Annotated in this window: 15 protein-coding genes; 14 read left to right on the top strand and 1 reads right to left on the bottom strand. The window is 61.6% G+C overall.

What is annotated here, in order from left to right:
- The 4 genes from RAD04_RS38370 to scpA all read left to right on the top strand — a co-directional run.
- On the top strand, positions 1 to 1,003 hold a 1,003-nt coding region (locus RAD04_RS38370), incomplete at its 5' end, for a biotin/lipoyl-containing protein (protein WP_461627925.1).
- Between the two features lie 55 nt (positions 1,004 to 1,058).
- Entirely contained in the window at positions 1,059 to 2,159 is a 1,101-nt protein-coding gene (locus RAD04_RS38365; RefSeq protein ID WP_375849408.1) for a CaiB/BaiF CoA transferase family protein, read from the top strand.
- Positions 2,160 to 2,212: 53 nt separating this feature from the next.
- The gene (locus RAD04_RS38360; RefSeq protein WP_461627924.1) at positions 2,213 to 4,096 is read left to right on the top strand and encodes a methylmalonyl-CoA mutase subunit beta; all 1,884 of its coding nucleotides are present in this window, start codon (positions 2,213 to 2,215) and stop codon (positions 4,094 to 4,096) included.
- Between the two features lie 42 nt (positions 4,097 to 4,138).
- Positions 4,139 to 6,292 (top strand): methylmalonyl-CoA mutase, encoded by a 2,154-nt coding sequence (gene scpA, locus RAD04_RS38355; protein WP_461627923.1) that lies wholly within the window; start codon positions 4,139 to 4,141, stop codon positions 6,290 to 6,292.
- Positions 6,293 to 6,988: 696 nt separating this feature from the next.
- On the opposite strand, the gene RAD04_RS38350 is transcribed toward scpA, so the two are convergent.
- The gene (locus tag RAD04_RS38350; RefSeq protein ID WP_270162960.1) at positions 6,989 to 8,530 is read right to left on the bottom strand and encodes an acyl-CoA synthetase; all 1,542 of its coding nucleotides are present in this window, start codon (positions 8,528 to 8,530) and stop codon (positions 6,989 to 6,991) included.
- Between the two features lie 269 nt (positions 8,531 to 8,799).
- On the opposite strand from RAD04_RS38350, the gene RAD04_RS38345 reads away from it, so the two are divergent.
- From RAD04_RS38345 to RAD04_RS38300, 10 genes are all read left to right on the top strand, one after another.
- The gene (locus RAD04_RS38345) at positions 8,800 to 9,474 is read left to right on the top strand and encodes a TetR/AcrR family transcriptional regulator (protein ID WP_461627922.1); all 675 of its coding nucleotides are present in this window, start codon (positions 8,800 to 8,802) and stop codon (positions 9,472 to 9,474) included.
- A 499-nt stretch (positions 9,475 to 9,973) separates the two neighbouring features.
- Positions 9,974 to 11,125 (top strand): acyl-CoA dehydrogenase family protein, encoded by a 1,152-nt coding sequence (locus RAD04_RS38340; protein ID WP_461627921.1) that lies wholly within the window; start codon positions 9,974 to 9,976, stop codon positions 11,123 to 11,125.
- Between the two features lie 30 nt (positions 11,126 to 11,155).
- Positions 11,156 to 12,331, top strand: a complete 1,176-nt coding sequence (locus RAD04_RS38335) for a thiolase family protein (protein WP_461627920.1) — start codon at positions 11,156 to 11,158, stop codon at positions 12,329 to 12,331.
- A gap of 23 nt (positions 12,332 to 12,354) precedes the next feature.
- Positions 12,355 to 13,116 (top strand): SDR family NAD(P)-dependent oxidoreductase, encoded by a 762-nt coding sequence (locus RAD04_RS38330; RefSeq protein ID WP_270162955.1) that lies wholly within the window; start codon positions 12,355 to 12,357, stop codon positions 13,114 to 13,116.
- A complete protein-coding gene (locus RAD04_RS38325) occupies positions 13,113 to 14,288 on the top strand; it encodes an acyl-CoA dehydrogenase family protein (protein ID WP_375849398.1) in 1,176 nt (391 codons plus the stop codon). Before RAD04_RS38330 ends, RAD04_RS38325 begins: the two co-directional genes overlap by 4 nt.
- Positions 14,285 to 15,352 carry a phosphotransferase gene (locus tag RAD04_RS38320; RefSeq protein WP_461627919.1) on the top strand — a complete coding sequence of 356 codons (1,068 nt, stop codon included), beginning with the start codon at positions 14,285 to 14,287 and terminating at the stop codon, positions 15,350 to 15,352. The genes RAD04_RS38325 and RAD04_RS38320 overlap by 4 nt, the downstream gene beginning before the upstream one ends.
- Positions 15,349 to 16,125, top strand: coding sequence for an enoyl-CoA hydratase/isomerase family protein (locus tag RAD04_RS38315; RefSeq protein ID WP_461627918.1), 777 nt, complete (start codon positions 15,349 to 15,351; stop codon positions 16,123 to 16,125). Before RAD04_RS38320 ends, RAD04_RS38315 begins: the two co-directional genes overlap by 4 nt.
- A 12-nt stretch (positions 16,126 to 16,137) precedes the next feature.
- On the top strand, positions 16,138 to 17,301 hold the full coding sequence (locus RAD04_RS38310) for an acetyl-CoA C-acetyltransferase (protein ID WP_270162950.1): 1,164 nt from the start codon (positions 16,138 to 16,140) through the stop codon (positions 17,299 to 17,301).
- On the top strand, positions 17,298 to 18,293 hold the full coding sequence (locus RAD04_RS38305) for an NAD(P)H-dependent flavin oxidoreductase (protein ID WP_461627917.1): 996 nt from the start codon (positions 17,298 to 17,300) through the stop codon (positions 18,291 to 18,293). Before RAD04_RS38310 ends, RAD04_RS38305 begins: the two co-directional genes overlap by 4 nt.
- 35 nt (positions 18,294 to 18,328) lie before the next feature.
- Positions 18,329 to 18,612: ATP-binding cassette domain-containing protein (locus RAD04_RS38300; protein WP_461627916.1), on the top strand; the 284-nt coding region annotated here is incomplete at its 3' end.

The raw sequence follows: 18,612 nt of genomic DNA, 5'->3' as shown, positions 1-18,612 counted from the left end.
CCTCTACGCCGAAGACCCGTTCCGCAACTTCCTGCCCTCGATCGGGCGGCTCGTGAAGTATCGCCCGCCGGCGGAAGCCAGCAAGGACGGCATCACCATCCGCAACGATACCGGCGTCCAGGAGGGCGGCGAGATCTCGATCCATTACGATCCGATGATCGCCAAACTCGTCACGCATGCGCCCTCGCGCGCGGCCGCGATCGAGGCGCAGGCGACCGCGCTGGATTCGTTCTATGTCGACGGCATCAGGCACAACATCCCGTTCCTGTCGGCGCTGATGCATCATCCGCGCTGGCGCGAGGGGCGGCTCTCGACCGGCTTCATCGCCGAGGAATTCCCCAAGGGCTTTGCGGTGCGCGTGCCCGAAGGCGAGGTCGCCCGGCGCATCGCCGCGGTCGGCGCCGCCATCGATCACGTTCTGGGTGAGCGCAAGCGGCAGATCTCGGGGCAGATGGGCGGCCGCGTCGTGCAGCGCGAGCGGCGCCGCGCGGTCTGGCTCGACCGCCAGGAGATCCAGCTCGAGGTCGGACGCGAAAGCGAGGCGATCGCGGTGCGCTTCATCGACGCCGAGGGCAAGGCCGGCAATGCGCATCTGTTGCAATCGCCGTGGAAGCCGGGCGATCCGGTCTGGCAAGGCACCATCGACGGCCAGTTCGTCGCGGTGCAGGCGCGCCCGATCGCCAACGGCATTCGTCTGGCGCATCAGGGCGTCGAGGTGCCGGTCTATGTCTGGACCGAAGCGGAAGCGGCGTCGGCGAAGCTGATGCCGGTGACGACGGCCTCCGACACCGGCAAGAAGCTGCTGTGCCCGATGCCCGGGCTCATCGTCTCGATCGCTGTGACCGAAGGCCAGGAGGTCAAGGCCGGCGAGACGCTCGCGGTCGTCGAGGCTATGAAGATGCAGAACGTGCTCCGCGCCGAGCAGGACGGCACCGTGAAGAAGATCCACGCCAGCGCCGGCGCGACGCTCGCGGTGGACGCGCTGATTTTGGAGTTCGAATAGTCTATTCACTGCGCGAGTAGCCGCCGAACAAGAAGAGCTTGATGGGAGATGCAACATGGTAGCTGTTTCGGGCTCGCAGATGAACGGCCCACTTGCCGGCGTTCGCGTCGTAGAATTCGCCGGCATCGGTCCCGGCCCTTTCGCTTGCATGATGCTGGCGGACATGGGTGCGGAGGTTGTGACTCTTGACCGTGTCGGTGCCGCCCGGAACCTGAAGGGAGTTGCATCACGTGGTCGCAAGTGGGCCCATGTCGATCTGAAGGACGACAAGAGCAGGGGCGAGGTAATCGAGCTTCTCAGCACAGCCGACGTTCTCATCGAAGGTTTCCGTCCGGGCGTGATGGAACGCGTAGGGCTCGGTCCTGATGTAATTCTTAGCCGAAATCCTCGACTTGTGTACGGACGGATGACCGGTTGGGGCCAGCATGGACCTCTGGCCAACGCCGCTGGTCACGATATCAACTACATCTCGATCACAGGGGCGCTCGCCGCGATCGGTCCGCGGGAAAGGCCGATCCCCCCACTCAATCTGGTCGGTGACTTCGGCGGAGGTGCGCTCTACCTCGTCGTTGGCGTCCTTGCCGCCGTGATTGAAGCGAAGAAGTCAGGCAAGGGACAAGTCGTTGATGCTGCAATGTGTGACGGAGCAGCCTCATTGATGACCATGTTCTTCGATATGAGAGCTACGGGGAATTGGATTGAAGGCCGCGAGCAAAACTTGCTGGACGGAGGCGCGCACTTCTACGGCGTTTTCGAATGCGCGTGCGGCAACTTCGTCTCGATTGGATCCATAGAGCCGCAATTCTACGTGATCCTGCGGCGGCATGCGGGCCTGCATGATCCAGAGTTCGATGCTCAAATGGACCCTGCAGCTTGGCCAGGGCTGAAGCAAAAACTTGCAGCAGTTTTCAAGACCAAAACTCGCGAAGAATGGTGCAAGATCATGGAAGGCACTGACGTGTGTTTCGCCCCGGTCTTGACGATGACAGAGGCATCGCGACACGAGCACATGGTTTCCCGACAAGTGTTCCTTACCCGCCACGGTGTCCTCCAGCCTGCTCCTGCCCCGCGGTTCTCAAGGACTCCCTCATTGGCTCGTGAGCCAGAAGAACTGTCGCTTGCGGCAATCGTGGGCTCCTGGAAGGACGATCGATAAGTCGTTGTCGCGGTAGTCGTTGCCGTGCGGACGCGATCCGCAATTTTTCGCCGATGTGCAAGGAGGTTCAAACCGTGACGGGGGATGATGTGCCGCTGGCGGCCGATTTTCCCAAGGCGACGGACGCGGACTGGCGCAAGCTGGTCGACGGTGTGCTGAAGGGCGCGCCGTTCGAGAAGCTGGTCGGCAAGACCTATGACGGTCTGAGGATCGAGCCGCTCTATCCGCGCGCCAGGGGCGTTGCGCCTGTGGTGGGACGGCCGGCGGCCGCGCCATGGCAGATCATGCAGCGGATCGATCATCCCGATGCGGTTGCTGCGAACGCGCAGGCCTTGCAGGACCTTGAGAACGGAGCGACGGGCCTCGCGCTGGTGTTCGCCGGCGGCAATGGCAGCCATGGCTTCGGCCTGGAACCGACGGCCGATGCGGTCGCGAAAGTGTTGAAGGATATTCACCTCGATGCCGGCATCGGAATCGAGCTTCAGGTCGGCCCGCAATCGCGGATGGCTGCGATCCACATCGCGGAATATGTGAAGAGCAACGGCATCGATCCCGCGGCCTGCAACATCCGCTTCGGGCTCGATCCGCTGGCCGCCTGCGCCGTGTGGGGAAACAGCCCCTACAGCTGGGAAGAGATCGTTCCCACCGTTACCGGTGGCATCAAGGGCCTCGCCGGGCTGGGTTTCAAGGGGCCGTTTGCTTCCGCCGATGGACGCGTGATCCACGATGCCGGTGGCTCCGAGGCGCAGGAGCTTGCTTTCGTGCTCGCCTGCGGCATCTCCTATCTGCGCGCGATCGAAGGTGCCGGCGTTCCGCTGGAGCAGGCGCAGGGCATGGTCTATGCGCGGCTTTCCGCGGATGCCGACCAATTCCTGACCATGGCAAAATTCCGCGCGCTGCGGCTGCTCTGGGCACGCGTCGAGACGGCGTGCGGTTTGACGCCGAAACCGCTGTTCATCGCCGCCGATACGGCCTGGCGCATGCTGACGCAGCGTGACCCCTACGTGAACATGCTGCGCGCGACCATCGCGACATTCGCGGCCGGACTTGCCGGCGCCGACGCCATCACCGTGCTGCCGCATACGCTCGCGCTTGGGCTGCCCGATCCGTTCGCGCGGCGCGTGGCGCGCAACACGCAGCTCCTGCTGCTCGAAGAAAGCAACCTCGCCAAGGTCAGCGATCCCGCGGCCGGTTCCGGTGGCATCGAGACTCTTACGGCGCAGCTCTGTGAAGCCGCCTGGGCCCTGTTCCAGGAGAGCGAAACGGCCGGCGGTGCCTTCGCGGCGCTTCAGCAGGGCCTGTTCCAGAGCAAGGTCGCAGCGGCACGAAAGGCACGCGACGCCAACATCGCAAAGCGCCGCGACGTGCTGACCGGCGCGAGCGAGTTTCCGAACCTGCATGAGAGGGAAACGGCGGTGCTCAACGCGACCCCGATCGCGGTCGCGCCTTATGGCGAGGCAAAATACAAGTTCGACGCGCTCACGCCGATCCGGCTTGCCCAACCCTTCGAAGCGCTGCGCGACAAATCCGATGCGGCGTTGAAAGCGCGCGGCACGCGGCCCAGCGTGTTCCTGGCCAATCTCGGCACGCCCGCCGACTTCACCGCACGTGCGACATTCGCAAAAAGCTTGTTTGAGGCCGGCGGCATCCAGGCCATCGACACCGAGGGTTTTGCCGATCCCACCCAGCTCGCTGCCGCCTTCAAGGCCTCCGGCGCCGCGCTTGCCTGCCTTTGTTCCAGCGATAAGGCCTATGCGGACCTCGCGGAAACATCCGCCAAGGTCCTGCAATTGGCCGATGCGCGGGTCTATCTGGCAGGTCGTCCGACCGATGCCGAGCCGGCGCTTCGTGCGGCTGGCGTCACGGGCTTCGTCTTCGCCGGTTGCGATGCGCTTGCGACATTGCAGGACATCTACCGATGGCTCGCGCCAAATTGACCATGTTTAACAATCCCGTGCTCACTTTGTCTGGTTGGAATCATGAGCTGCATTCCCGATTTCGCTGACGTCGCCTTTGAGTGCGCCGCCACCGCCGCGCCAGGCGGAAGCGCCGCGCCGTGGCTGACGCCCGAGGGGATCCTGGTGAAACCCGCCTATGGCGAGGCCGATCTCGCCGGGCTCGATTTCCTCGAGACCTATCCGGGCATCGCGCCGTTCCTGCGCGGCCCCTACCCGACGATGTATGTCAACCAGCCCTGGACCGTCAGGCAATATGCCGGCTTCTCCACGGCTGAGGATTCCAACGCGTTCTACCGCCGCAATCTCGCGGCCGGACAGAAGGGCCTCTCGGTCGCCTTCGATCTTGCCACCCATCGCGGCTATGACTCAGATCATCCGCGCGTCGGTGGCGACGTCGGCATGGCCGGTGTCGCCATCGATTCCATCTACGACATGCGCACGCTATTTGCGGGCATCCCGCTCGACCAGATGAGCGTGTCCATGACCATGAACGGCGCGGTGCTGCCGATCCTCGCGCTCTATGTCGCGGCCGCGGGCGAACAGGGTGTGGCGCCGGAGAAGCTGTCGGGCACCATTCAGAACGACATTCTGAAAGAGTTCATGGTGCGCAACACCTATATCTATCCGCCCGCGCCCTCGATGCGGATCATCTCGGACATCTTCGCCTACACCTCCACGAGGATGCCGAAATACAATTCGATCTCGATCTCCGGCTATCACATGCAGGAAGCCGGCGCGACGCAGGACCTCGAGCTCGCCTATACGCTCGCAGACGGCGTCGAATATCTGCGCGCCGGGCTTGCAGCCGGTCTCGACGTCGACCGCTTCGCGCCGCGCCTGTCGTTCTTCTGGGCGATCGGCATGAACTTCTTCATGGAAGTCGCCAAGATGCGCGCCGCGCGCCTGCTCTGGGCGAAGCTGCTGAAGCCCTTTAACCCGAAGGACTCGCGCTCGCTGTCGCTGCGCACGCATTGCCAGACCTCGGGCTGGTCGCTGACCGCGCAGGACGTGTTCAACAATGTGATGCGTACGACGGTGGAGGCGATGGCGGCGACGCAAGGCCACACCCAGTCGCTGCACACCAACGCGCTCGACGAGGCCTTGGCGCTCCCGACCGATTTCTCGGCGCGCATCGCGCGCAACACCCAGCTGTTCCTGCAGCAGGAGAGCGGCACCCCCCGCATCATCGATCCCTGGGGCGGCTCTTACTATGTCGAGCGGCTCACGCGCGACCTGGCCGCGAAAGCCTGGGGCCATATCCAGGAGGTCGAGGAGCTCGGCGGCATGGCGAAAGCCATCGAAGCCGGCGTACCAAAACTGCGCATCGAGGAGGCCTCTGCCAAGACCCAGGCACGCATCGATGCCGGCAAGCAGGCGGTGATCGGCGTCAACAAGTATAAGCCGACCGACGAGGACAGCATCGAGATCCTGAAGGTCGACAACACCAATGTCCGGCGCCTCCAGATCGACAAGCTGACGCGGCTGAAATCCGAGCGCAACCAGAAGGACGTCGATGCTGCGCTCGCGGCGCTGACGCGTTCGGCCGGCGAAGGCAATGGCAATTTGCTCGCGCTCGCCATCGACGCGGCGCGGGCGAAAGCGACCGTCGGCGAAATCTCGGACGCGATGGAAAAGGTGTTCGGCCGCCACCGCGCCGAGATCAGATCCATCACCGGCGTCTACAAGCGGGAGGCGTCCAGCATGGGCAACCAGGTCGAGAAGGTTCAGGCGCTGATCGACGCCTTCGAGGAGGCGGAAGGCCGCCGTCCGCGCATCCTGGTCGCAAAGATCGGCCAGGACGGCCACGATCGCGGCCAGAAGGTGATCGCATCGGCCTTTGCCGATATCGGCTTCGACGTCGACATCGGGCCGCTGTTTGCGACCGCGGACGAGGCGGCGCGGCAGGCGGTCGAGAACGACGTCCACATCCTCGGCGTCTCCTCGCTCGCCGCGGCGCATCTCACCGCCGTGCCGGAATTGAAGGCCACGCTGAAGAAGCAGGCCCGCGACGACATCATGATCATCGTCGGTGGCGTGGTGCCGCCGCAGGATTACGACGCGCTCTACGCGGCCGGCGCCGAGGCGATCTTCCCGCCGGGCACCGTGATTGCAGACGCGGCCGAGGAGCTGATCCGCAAGCTGAACGCCCGGCTTGGGCATGATGCCGCGGCGTAGCGGCCTAGCTCCCGAGACGGCCTGTGAAACAGCCGCCACATTGGGGTTCCGTTTCGATTCCGGTTCTCAGCAGTAGAATAAGCATCGTGCCAACTCTTGAATTGATCCGTCACGAGATAGACCGCATGCGTCTTCAGGTTGGGCGACATCGCAGGGAAATCGCCCGTCTTCAGCGCGCTGGGATACACGTCGACTCGGCAGAGGCTGCTGTAAAGACAATGCTGGCGAAGATCGAAGAATTGTGCCTTCGACGCGACGAATTGGCAAAAGCGAGACCTCATCCTGCAAAGGGCAAAGTCGGTCGCCGAAAATGCTGAGATGGACGAGAGCGTCCCACTAGGCGTCTCGCCACGACATCGACGGGACCGGACATTTGGCCAAATGCTCATGTCTGCAAAAGGCTCAATAGATGACACTTTGTGGCAAAGAGGCCGAAAAATGATGCGGTCTCAATCGCGCACTGGTCTAATACACGGTTCAATAGTGAGGCGGTAACCGATACACTTCGTGCCGTCGAAAACCTCTAAAGTACTGTTACAGCCCGGGCAGCGATATTCCCCTTTCTCCCCTGGCTGCGACCACAATTCGACGCGCTGAAACCCAGCGCCACACTCTGAGCACGTTACATCGGTCTTTCTCAACCTGTACCTCATACAGAGCAGTCTGCGGAGCGATGCATCGCGGCGGCGTTGGCCGTCAGGCGGTTTTCTCTGGCCAGTATCGCTTACGCAACTCCTGCTTCATGAGCTTGCCCGTCTGTGAGCGCGGCACTTCAGGTACGAAATCGACGCTGCGCGGCGCCTTGTAGCTCGCAACCCGGGCCTTCACGAAGGCGATGATTTCTTGCGCCAAGCTGTCGCTATCTTCGATGCCGGGAGTTAGTTGAACGACGGCCTTTACCTGTTCACCCATATCCGGATCGGGAATGCCGATAACGGCCACGTCTGCGATAGAAGGATGAACCACCAGAACGTTCTCGATCTCTTGAGGATAGATGTTAACCCCGCCCGAGATGATCATGAAGGCCTTGCGGTCGGTCAAAAAGAGGTTGCCATCCGCATCGACGCGTCCGATGTCGCCAACAGCGGTCCAATATGGATGCGCGGGATGTTGGGCGGCTTGTGTCTTCTCCGGCTCGTCATGGTAGATGAAAGGCATCTTTTCGCGTTCGAAATAGATGACTCCGGTCTCACCGGCCGGAAGCTCATTTCCTTCCTCATCACAGATGTGAATCTTTCCAAGCACGGCGCGACCGACAGAACCGGGTTTCTTCAACCACTCCTCCGATCCAATCACGGTCATGCCGTTCATTTCGGTAGAGGAATAGTATTCCCACAGGATCGGACCCCACCATTGGATCATCTCTTGCTTGATCTCAGCGGGGCAGGGTGCGGCCGAGTGGATAGCGACCTTCAGGCTGCTGACGTCGTATTGATGTCTGACGGATTCAGGCAGCTTGAGCATCCGAACAAACATGGTAGGCACCCACTGGCTGTGGGTCACCTTGTAGTCCTGCACGGCGGCCAAAGCTGCTTCGGCGTCGAACTTGTCCATGACGAGTGCGGTACCGCCTAATGCCTGGACGGTGGCGCATGTGCGAAGCGGTGCCGCGTGATAGAGAGGCGCAGGAGACAGATAGATGGTGTTTTCATCGAAGCCGAAACTCGATGAGAACATCTGCACCATTGTGTCGCCCGCTTCTGAAACGTCTCGCTGCGGCAACGCGTGTTTCACGCCCTTTGGCCGACCGGTCGTACCGGAAGAGTACAACATATCGGCGCCACGAGGCTGAGACGACGGCGCGTCAGTCCGAGCCGATTTCAGTATTTGATTGTACGAATCGTAACCCGCCAACTCTTCGTGGAGACAAACCCGTCGCTTCAGCTTTGGATGCGCGCCAAGCCTGGAGACCGTCTCAACAGCGCCTCGACCAACGAACAACGCGGCAGCACCAGAGTTTTCGAGCATGTAGTCGACTTCGCTGGCGCTCAGCCGGTAGTTTATCGGCATCAGGTACAAGCCAGATCGTTGAGTGGCCCAATAGATCTCGAATACCCAAGAGCTGTTGTCTGAAAGTAGGCCAACCACGTCGCCGACGCGCAGGCCTGCGTCGGACAGCCAGTTCGCGATGCGCCGTGAACGATCCTCCAAGTCCCCGTAGGTCACGACCTCGCCAGTGGCGGTCATGATGAGGGCCGGGCGGTCCGGATTTGTAAGCGCGTGGGTCCCCGGATACATGAGCACTCCCTGGATACCACCCCTCAAGAGGCGGAGTTACGATTTGGAGCGAATTGGCCCGGATCGGGGTTCTTGCGCCCGCCAAGGTCGAGATGCCAGCTAGGCTGGCTTCGCCGGCTTTGGCCCAAGGGCTAGGCAACCGCCGCGCCCCCGACTGCTTCTCCGCCCATTGAATTGCTTACAGTTCAGGCTTGGACAAGAACTGATATTGATGTCACATTACTGATTGTAGGCTGGCGGTCAAGCGGACCCGATGCTAAAGGTCGCAAATGCTGGACATCGGTGATTCTGCGTTGGAGCCCTTGGCCCCCGCCACGGCGAAGGGCGCTGCGATGCGCCAGCGGCTCCTTGATGCCTCGGCGCGCGTCTTCGCGCGTAAGGGGTACGAGGCAACCAGGGTCGAGGATATCGTCAAGATTGCTCGCACATCCTACGGCAACTTCTATCGGCACTTTCGGAATAAGGATGAGATTCTGCTGGCCGTGCTTCGGCCACTGATCGACGAGATCTACGTTGCAAGCAAGCGTAGGATCGGCCGCTCATTGAAAGCGACCGAAGCGGAATTCATTGAAAACACCATCGCTTATCTCAAGATCTATGCACAGCATCGTAAATTGTTGCGCGTTATGCGCGAGGCGGCTGCTCGCGGCGAGAAAGCCACCTTCCTGTCGCTTTACGTCTCGGAACGAAGTCGCTTCGTGAGACGAACCACCACCTGGCTAATGCGGCTTCAAGGATTAGGCGAACTAAGTCGTGAACTTGATCCTGAAATGGCTGCTGAGGTGCTCGGTTCTACGATGGAGCAGATTGCCTACATGAAATTTGATCTCGCGCCGAAAGATCCGAGTGATGCCGAGACCCAGCACATAGGCACACACTGCGCGAAGGTCTGGTATCGAGGCGTGTTTGGGATGGTCAAAGAATGCCCTGAGGCTTCGAATTGACGTATCGCCTTAGGCGGGACTCATTATCCGCTCTGCGTCGCGACGAGGTATGAGCGAAACACAATCATGAGCAGCTTCTCTCGCTGCTGTCGGTGGGGATGATCGGCAAGATCGTCGCCTTTCTGAGTCATCGAATCCTGTATCGATCGGGTGCGACGCCCGTCGATGTCCATGTGGCGTCTCACGGCCATTAGAGCCTATTCCTCGAATTTCGGCCCAAGACGGCCACGGCCTGTCGTCCGTCTAAACGCCAGCTAGGGTCTTGTTTGCAAACGATAGGCGAACTCGGCTTGACGAGACGAGCTAATCGGTAATATGACGTCAATATCACTTTTAAGCGCCAGCCAGAAGCGCAGATCGTTTCGCACGGGAGGAGCCGATAAAATCGGCAAAAAGCAATGAAACCAATGATTTCGTCACTCCATCTGCGGCTTGCTTTGGTGCTGCCATTGGGTTGCTTCGGCGTGATCTGCGGCGAAAATCCGGCGGAGTGCGCGTCGTGATCCTCAATGAAACGCAGGCGGCAATACGCGACGAGGTGCGTAAATTCGCCCAAGAGCGAATTGCTCCTCGCGCGCGCGAGTTCGAACAGGCCAAGGGATATCCAGCGGAGCTCTTTGAGGAGCTTGCGGGTCTTGGTCTCATGGGAATGCTCGCACCCGAAGAAGAGGGCGGAGCGGGCGCGGACTACGTCTCTTACGCAGCTTCGCTCATCGAAATTGCTGCGGCGGACGGCGCGCTATCAACAATCCTTAGCATCCAGAACAGCCTGATCGTATCCGGCCTCATGAAGGACGGCACGCCGGCACAGCGAGCAAGCTTTCTGCCTTCGCTCATTTCCGGTCGAATGATCGGCGCGTTCGCTCTTACGGAGGCAGAGGCAGGTTCTGATGCTTCCGCGTTGAGCACGCGCGCGACCCGGGCAGGGTCTGGTTATAAGCTCAACGGCGCGAAGCAGTTCATCTCGTCCGGTCGAACGGCTGGACTCGCGATCGTGTTCGCCGTCACCGATCCTTCCGCCGGCAAGCGCGGGATCACAGCTTTTCTGGTTCGCACCGATAGTCCGGGTTACAGCGTCGAGAGGATCGAGAGCAAGCTAGGGCAGGCCGCGTCAGACACGTGTGCTCTACGGTTCGACGACGTTTACGTCGAAGGAGAGATGCGGCTTGGCCAGGAGGGCGCTGGTTATTCGATCGCGCTCTCCAATCTGGAGGCTGGCCGCATCGGCATCGCTGCCCAATGTATTGGAATGGCTCGCGCGGCGCTCGATGCGGCCGCAAGATATGCGGGCGAGCGCAAGAGCTTCGGCGCGCTAATCTTTTCGCATCAGGCCGTCGGGTTTCGGCTTGCGGATCTTGCCGCCCGCCTGGAGGCGGCGCATCAACTGGTTTTGCATGCGGCCGCAATGAAGGACGCGGCCCTGCCGTGTCTGAAAGAAGCGTCAATGGCCAAGCTCGTCGCATCCGAAACCGCCGAGGCGGTGGTCTCCGGTGCGCTGCAGACGTTCGGTGGCTACGGCTATCTGGAAGATTTCTCCGTCGCCAGGATCTATCGAGATGTGCGCGTCTGCCAGATCTACGAAGGCACCTCGGACATCCAGCGAATGGTCATCGCGCGCGAACTCGCCCGAGAGGCGACAGCTCACGATTAGTTTCGAAACTAACGGAAGGTCTCCACGTCCATGTCCGACCCAGTTGTTATCGCGAGCTACGCGCGCACGCCTATCGGGTCCTTTCAGGGCGCGCTCGCGCGCTTCAAGGCCACCGAGCTCGGTGCGGCGGCAACGAAAGCGGCAGTTGAGCGTGCTGGCATCGAGGCGGAGCGCATCAATCAGGTCGTGATGGGGTGCGTGCTGCCGGCCGCGCTTGGTCAGGCTCCCGCCCGACAAGTTGCGTTGGGGGCGGGATTGCCACTGAGCGTGCAGGCGACCACGGTCAACAAGATGTGCGGTTCGGGCATGCAAGCCGCGATCTTGGCCCATGACGCGCTCGCCGTCGGCTCTGCCGACGTTATCGTTGCAGGTGGCATGGAAAGCATGACGAATGCACCATATGCCCTGCCCAAGCATCGTAGTGGCGCGCGCATCGGGCACGACCGCATCGTAGACACGATGATGATGGATGGACTGGAGGATGCGTATACTCCAGGTAAGGCCATGGGCGCCTTCGCGGAAGATGCTGCGCGCGAATTTCAGTTTGGTCGCGATGCGCAAGACGCATATGCGCTCCGGTCCTTGGATCGCGCTCGGGCTGCGATCGCCAGCGGCGCATTTGCCGACGAGATCGCCGCTATGCCGGCGGCCGCCAAAGATGGATCGGTCGTGGGCACGGACGAGCAGCCAGGAAAGGCGAAGCCCGAAAAGATATCTCTGCTGAAGCCGGCGTTCGCAGCTGACGGCACGATCACCCCTGCCAACGCATCGTCCATCTCTGATGGAGCCGCAGCTCTCGTGATGACCCGCCGAAGCATTGCCGATAGGCTGGGCCTTCCGATCGCCGCCACGATCCGCGCACACGCGGCGCACGCTCAGGCGCCGGCTCTCTTTACGACTGCTCCCGCGCCGGCAATTCAGAAGGCGCTGGCCAAGGCGGGGTGGTCCGCTTCGGACGTCGATCTCTACGAGATCAACGAAGCATTCGCCGTTGTGGCGATGATCGCTGCGCGCGGGCTCGACATTCCGGCCGAGAAACTCAACGTCAACGGCGGTGCGACCGCCCTCGGCCATCCCATCGGCGCAAGTGGCGCCCGAATCATCGTCACGTTACTGGCCGCGCTTAAGGCGCGGGGCCTCAAGCGCGGTGTGGCCAGCCTCTGCATTGGTGGCGGCGAAGCGACGGCAATGGCCATCGAAATCTGAATCGGAAAGGACAAAGGACAATCATGCAAATCAAGGGAACGGCGGCGGTTGTGACTGGCGGGGCGTCTGGCCTCGGAGGCGCCGCAGCGGAGCGCCTGGCGGCCGCCGGTGCGAAGGTCACCATCCTGGACCTCAATGCAGAGCTGGGCGAGGCGCACGCCAAGTCCATCGGCGGGCACTTCATCAAGGTTGACGTGACTGACGAAGACGGTGTCGAGCAGGCGCTCGAGTCAGCAGAGCTCATGCACGGTAAGGCGCGGATCCTGGTCAACTGCGCCGGCCTCGGACCGCCCGGCAAAGCCATCGGTCGAGACGGCAAGGCGCTGCCGCTGCGCGACTTCGCCAGGACCATCAACATCAATCTGATCGGTAGCTTCAACGTGCTATCGAAGTTTGCCGCCCGTCTTCATATGGCCGAGACTGTTGGTGAGGAGCGAGGCGTCATCGTCAACACGGCCAGTGTGGCTGCATACGATGGCCAGATCGGCCAAGCGGCCTATTCAGCATCAAAGGGTGGAATCGTCGGCATGACGCTGCCCCTTGCTCGTGAATTTGCGCGTTACGGCATTCGGGTGATGACGATCGCGCCGGGCATCTTCCTTACGCCGCTGCTGATGTCGCTTCCGGAAGAGGCGCAGAAGTCGCTCGGCAAGCAGGTTCCATTTCCAAGCAGGCTCGGTCAGCCGTCCGAATTTGCTCAAATGGTCGAGTCCATTGTCGTCAATCCGATGCTCAACGGCGAAACAATCCGCCTCGACGGCGCAATCCGGATGGCACCGAAATGAGCGGGGTCGGCGCGGAGCGTACTCAAGAGATCGCGGATCGCGTCGAGCGCTTCGTTCGGGACGTCGTTGTCCCGTTCGAGCGCGATCCTCGCCGTGATCATCACGATTGCCCAAAGGACGAGTTGGTCACCGACCTGCGCGAGCTGGCGCGGGCTGCAGGCGTCTTGACGCCGCACATCCTGGCAGATGGTTCACACCTCTCGCAGGGCGAAACCGCTATCGTTCTGGCCAAGACGGGTCTATCGCCGCTTGGGCCGCTCGCGTGCAACACGGCGGCTCCCGACGAAGGCAACATGTACCTTCTGGGTAGAATTGGCTCGCCGGAGATCAAGGAACGCTTTCTCAAGCCGCTGGTCGAGGGACGCGCTCGGTCCGCCTTCTTCATGACCGAACCGGCCGAAGAAGGGGGAGCAGGCTCCGACCCATCGATGATGACCACGACCTGTCGCCGGGACGGCAATCAGTGGGTCGTGAACGGACGCAAGGCGTTCATCACAGGTGCCCGCGGAGCCAAGGTCGGCATCGTTATGGCAAAGGCCGAGGAGGGCGCCTGCATGTTCCTCGTCGATTTGCCTGATCCGGCAATCACCATCGATCATGTGCCCAACACGATCGACAGTTCGATGCCAGGCGGGCACGCCGTCCTGACCATCCGGAATCTGCGCATCCCGGCCGATCAAATGCTCGGACACCCGGGTGAGGGCTTCAAGTACGCGCAGATCCGCCTTTCGCCGGCCAGGTTGTCGCATTGCATGCGCTGGCTGGGCGCCTGCATTCGCGCGAACGAGATCGCGACGAGGTACGCCAACCGTCGGCAGGCGTTCGGCAAGACGCTCATCGATCATGAGGGAGTTGGCTTCATGTTGGCCGACAACCTGATCGACCTCAAGCAGGCCGAGTTGATGATCTCCTGGTGCGCGAGTGTCCTGGACACGGGATCGCTCGGAACAAACGAGAGCTCCATGGCGAAGGTTGCGGTCAGCGAGGCGCTCATGCGTGTCGCCGATCGTTGCGTGCAGGTCATGGGCGGATCGGGCGTGACCAACGAAACCATCGTCGAGCAGGTGTTTCGTGAGGTTCGTGCATTCCGCATCTACGACGGTCCCACCGAGGTGCACAAATGGTCACTTGCGAAAAAGATCAAGCGCGACTGGCAGAAGGCAAACCCGTGAGCGCGCTCGACGATACCGCCAACTCCGGATTGGCGGAACCCTCTGACGCCCATCGTCTTGACGAGGGTGCCTTGGTGCGCTGGATGGCGGCCAATGTCGAGGGGTTTCGAGGGCCGCTCAACGTCTCCAAATTCAAGGGAGGTCAGTCGAACCCGACTTACCGTCTTCAATCCGCAGGCGGCGTCTACGTGCTCCGGCGCAAACCACCGGGCCCATTGGTAGCCGGAGCGCACGCCGTCGATCGCGAGGCGCGCGTCCAGCGCGCGCTGTCGCAGGTCGGGTTTCCTGTGGCACGCATTTACGGCTATTGCGCCGACACGTCCGTCATCGGAAGCGAATTCTATGTGATGCAGCTGGTGGAGGGCCGCATCTTCTGGGACGCGACTTTCCCCGGAGTTAGCAGAGAAGAACGACCTTCCTACTTCAACGCCATGTGCGACGTCATCGCGCAACTCCACTCGGTTGACCCGACCTCGATCGGCCTGGGCGACTACGGCAAGCCGGGCAGCTACTTTGAGCGGCAGATCAGCCGGTGGTCGCGCCAGTATCAGGAAGATCCACAGGCCGGGCGCGATGCCAACATGGATCGCCTTGTCAGCGAGCTTCCGGGAAGGATTCCGGCGGGTGACGAGGCCTCCATCGTGCATGGCGACTTCCGTTGCGACAATCTGATCTTTCATCCGAGCGAGCCGCGGGTGATCGCCGTGCTCGACTGGGAGCTTTCGACCCTCGGACATCCGCTCGCCGACTTCGCTTACCACGCAATCATGTATCGAATGCCTCCGCACATAGTTGCTGGCCTCGCGGGAGCAGATCTGGCCGCTCTCAATATTCCGAGAGAAGCCGAATACATCGACAGGTACTGCCGCGCGACCGGCCGAGAGGCGATTGCAGACTGGCAGTTCTACGTTGCTTTCAACTTCTTTCGGCTTGCGGCGATCATGCACGGCATAGCCGGTCGCGCGCTGCGCGGGACAGCGTCGTCGACGCAGGCCATCGAGCGCGGAAAGAGCTTTCCGGAACTGGCGAAGCTGGCTATTCGCGCGTTGGAGAATCTAACATGAGTGCTCCGGTCGAATTCTCTTGCGACGAAAAAGTCGCAACCTTGACGTTGGCACGTCCGGAACACGGAAACGCGATTGATCCGGCGATGGCCCGCGCTCTCCTGCAGGCCGCCGAACGTTGCGACGAAGATGATGATATCCGATGCGTCATCCTGACGGGGCGCGGAAAGCTGTTTTGCGCAGGCGGTGATGTCAGTGCTTTCGCCGCGGCTGGCGACAACGTGTCGGCATTCCTGGAGGATTTGGCGGGAACGCTTCACGCGGCGATTGTGCGCCTTATGTATATGCGGAAACCGCTGATTACGCTTGTGAACGGACCTGCAGCCGGAGCCGGCATGAGCCTCGCAATGATCGGCGACTTTGCGTTAGCGGCGCGGTCAGCGCACTTTTGCGCCGCCTATACCGCCTTAGGCCTCAGTCCTGACGGAGGAATGAGCTGGCTGCTACCGCGCGTGGTCGGCCTTAGGCGAGCACAGGAGATCATCTTGTCTAATCGACGCGTACCGAGCGACGAAGCGGAGCGAATAGGACTCGTTACGCGTATTGTCGATGGCGAGCAGCTGCATGCTGCCGGCACCGAAATTGCCGCGAAACTTGTGGCAGAACCGGTGGCGGCGCTCGGCGCAGCACGCCGTCTCTTGGTCGAAAGCTATGAAAGCACGTTGGAGGAGCAACTCGAGTTGGAGATGTGGAGCATCGCCGAGCTGGGCGGCTCGGACGAGTCGCGCCGTCGTGTTGCGGCATTCGCCGCTCGTCGCAATTCAAACGGATGAAAGGATCAGGCTATGGCAGAAGCTTATCTCGTTGAGGTGGTACGGACAGCTGGCGGCAGGCGTAACGGCAAACTTTCCGGCTGGCATCCGGCCAACATGGCTGCCGAAACACTCAACGCGGTCGTCGATCGGTCGGGGATCGACCCGGCCGCCGTCGAGGACGTGATCCTGGGTTGCGTGACACAGGCCGGCGAGCAGGCGTTCGCCTTCGGGCGGAATGCGGTGCTTGCCTCCAAGCTCCCGGAATCCGTTCCGGCCGTGACGATCGATCGGCAATGCGGCAGCTCGCAGCAGGCGGTGCAGTTCGCTGCGCAAGCGGTGATGTCGGGCACTCAGGATGTGGTGATAGCCGCCGGCGCGGAAAGCATGACGCGCGTGCCGATGTTCTCGAACATTTCATTGCATCAGAAGGAGGGCATTGGGACCGGCCCGATCAGCGACCGCATTCAGAAGCGGTTCGGCGTGGAATCCTTCAGCCAGTTCGAGGGTGCCGAGATGATCGCAAGGAAATACGGGTTTGATCGGCTGACCTTGGACCGGTTCGCTCTCGAAAGCCACCGGCGCGCGGCAGAGGCAACGAAATCCGGAGCCTTCAAGAGCGAGATCGTTCCGCTCAAGATCGAAGGGGGAGAGCACATCGTCGATGAAGGAATTCGATTCGACGCTTCGCTGGAGTCGATCGGATCGGTCAAGCTTCTGAAGGAGAATGGCGTCGTCAGTGCCGCCAACGCGAGCCAAATCTGCGACGGCGCCTCGGCTGCACTGGTCGTCAGCGAAAAGGCCCTCAAGGACTATAATCTGAAGCCGATCGCGCGCATCGTTGGCCTCACGGTGACCGCCGGCGACCCCGTCATCATGCTTGAAGAGCCGATCAACGCAACCCGTCGGGCCCTTGCAAAGGCCGGAATGAAGATCGGCGATATTGACCTCTACGAGGTCAACGAGGCTTTCGCACCGGTGCCGCTGGCCTGGCTTCAGGCGATCGAGGCCGATCCCGCAAAGCTCAATGTCAATGGCGGCGCGATTGCACTCGGTCATCCGCTCGGAGCCTCGGGTACCAAGCTCCTTTCGACTCTGGTCCATGCTCTGAGGGCTCGAGGCAAGCGATACGGGCTTCAGACGATGTGTGAGGGCGGAGGCATCGCCAACGTCACGATTGTCGAGGCTTTGGGATGACCTTCCAAACCCGCTTCACGGAGCTTGTCGGCGTCCGTCACCCGGTCATGCAGGGCGGCATGATGTGGGTCGGGCGCGCAGAGCTCGCCAGCGCAGTTTCCAACGCCGGCGGGTTGGGTGTCATCACGGCCTTGACTCAGCCGACGCCGGATGATCTGCGGCGGGAGATCGAACGCTGCCGGTCGCTGACCGATAAGCCTTTCGGGGTCAACCTTACGATACTGCCCTCGGTGACACCTCCGCCTTACGCCGAGTATCGCAAGGCCATCATCGAAAGCGGGATCAAGGTGGTCGAGACGGCTGGTGCCCGGCCACAAGAGCATGTGGAGGAGTTCAAGTCCCATGGCGTCATCGTCATTCACAAATGCACGTCGGTTCGGCACGCCATATCTGCCGAGAAAATGGGAGTCGACGTCGTATCGATCGACGGCTTTGAGTGTGCCGGGCATCCCGGTGAGGACGACGTACCTGGCCTCGTATTGATCCCCGCTGCGGCAGACAAAATTTCCATTCCGATGCTGGCCAGTGGTGGCTTCGGCGATGGTCGCGGCCTCGCTGCTGCGCTGGCCCTTGGAGCTGACGGAATCAATATGGGCACGCGCTTCTGCGCGACGGTTGAGGCTCCGATACACGAAGCGGTGAAGCAGTTTCTGGTTGAGAACGACGAGCGGGCAACGAACCTCATTTTCCGAAAGTTTCGGAATACGGGGCGCGTCGCCAAGAATAGCGTGTCCGACAATGTCGTTGCGATCTCAAGCGTGCCCGACGCCGCGTTCGACGATGTCCGGCCATTGGTCGCAGGGGCGAAGGGGCGCGTTGCGCTTGAGACGGGGGATCTCGATGCCGGGCTGATCTGGGCCGGGCAGGTGCAGGGGCTGATTCACGACGTACCCACTTGCAAGCACCTGATCGAGCGAATCGTTGCCGATGCCAAAGTTACGATTGGGGGGCGGCTCGCTGGATTGCTGAAGCCTAAAGGTCTCCCGGTTTGAAGAAAGAGCCGGTGGATCGGCGTGTGGGGAAGTGCATGATTCAAGCGAGTCAAATGAAGGATCAAGAGGCGTTACTCTCGGTTCGAGATGTGACGGTGGCCTTCGGCGGCATCGTCGCGCTCAACGGCGTGTCCTTTGACATGCACAAGGGCCAGATCCTCGGCTTGATCGGCCCCAACGGCGCCGGCAAGACCACGCTCTTCAACTGCCTGTCCCGGCTTTACCAGCCGTCATCCGGCGATATCCTGATGGAGGGCGCGAGCATCCTGACGCGGCCGCCGCACCGGATCGCCGAGATCGGCATCGGCCGCACCTTCCA

This window comes from Bradyrhizobium sp. 25ACV (genome assembly GCF_054863005.1).
The sequence above is the reverse complement of the archived record's forward strand: the minus strand, read 5'-3'. Positions and strand labels throughout refer to the sequence as shown.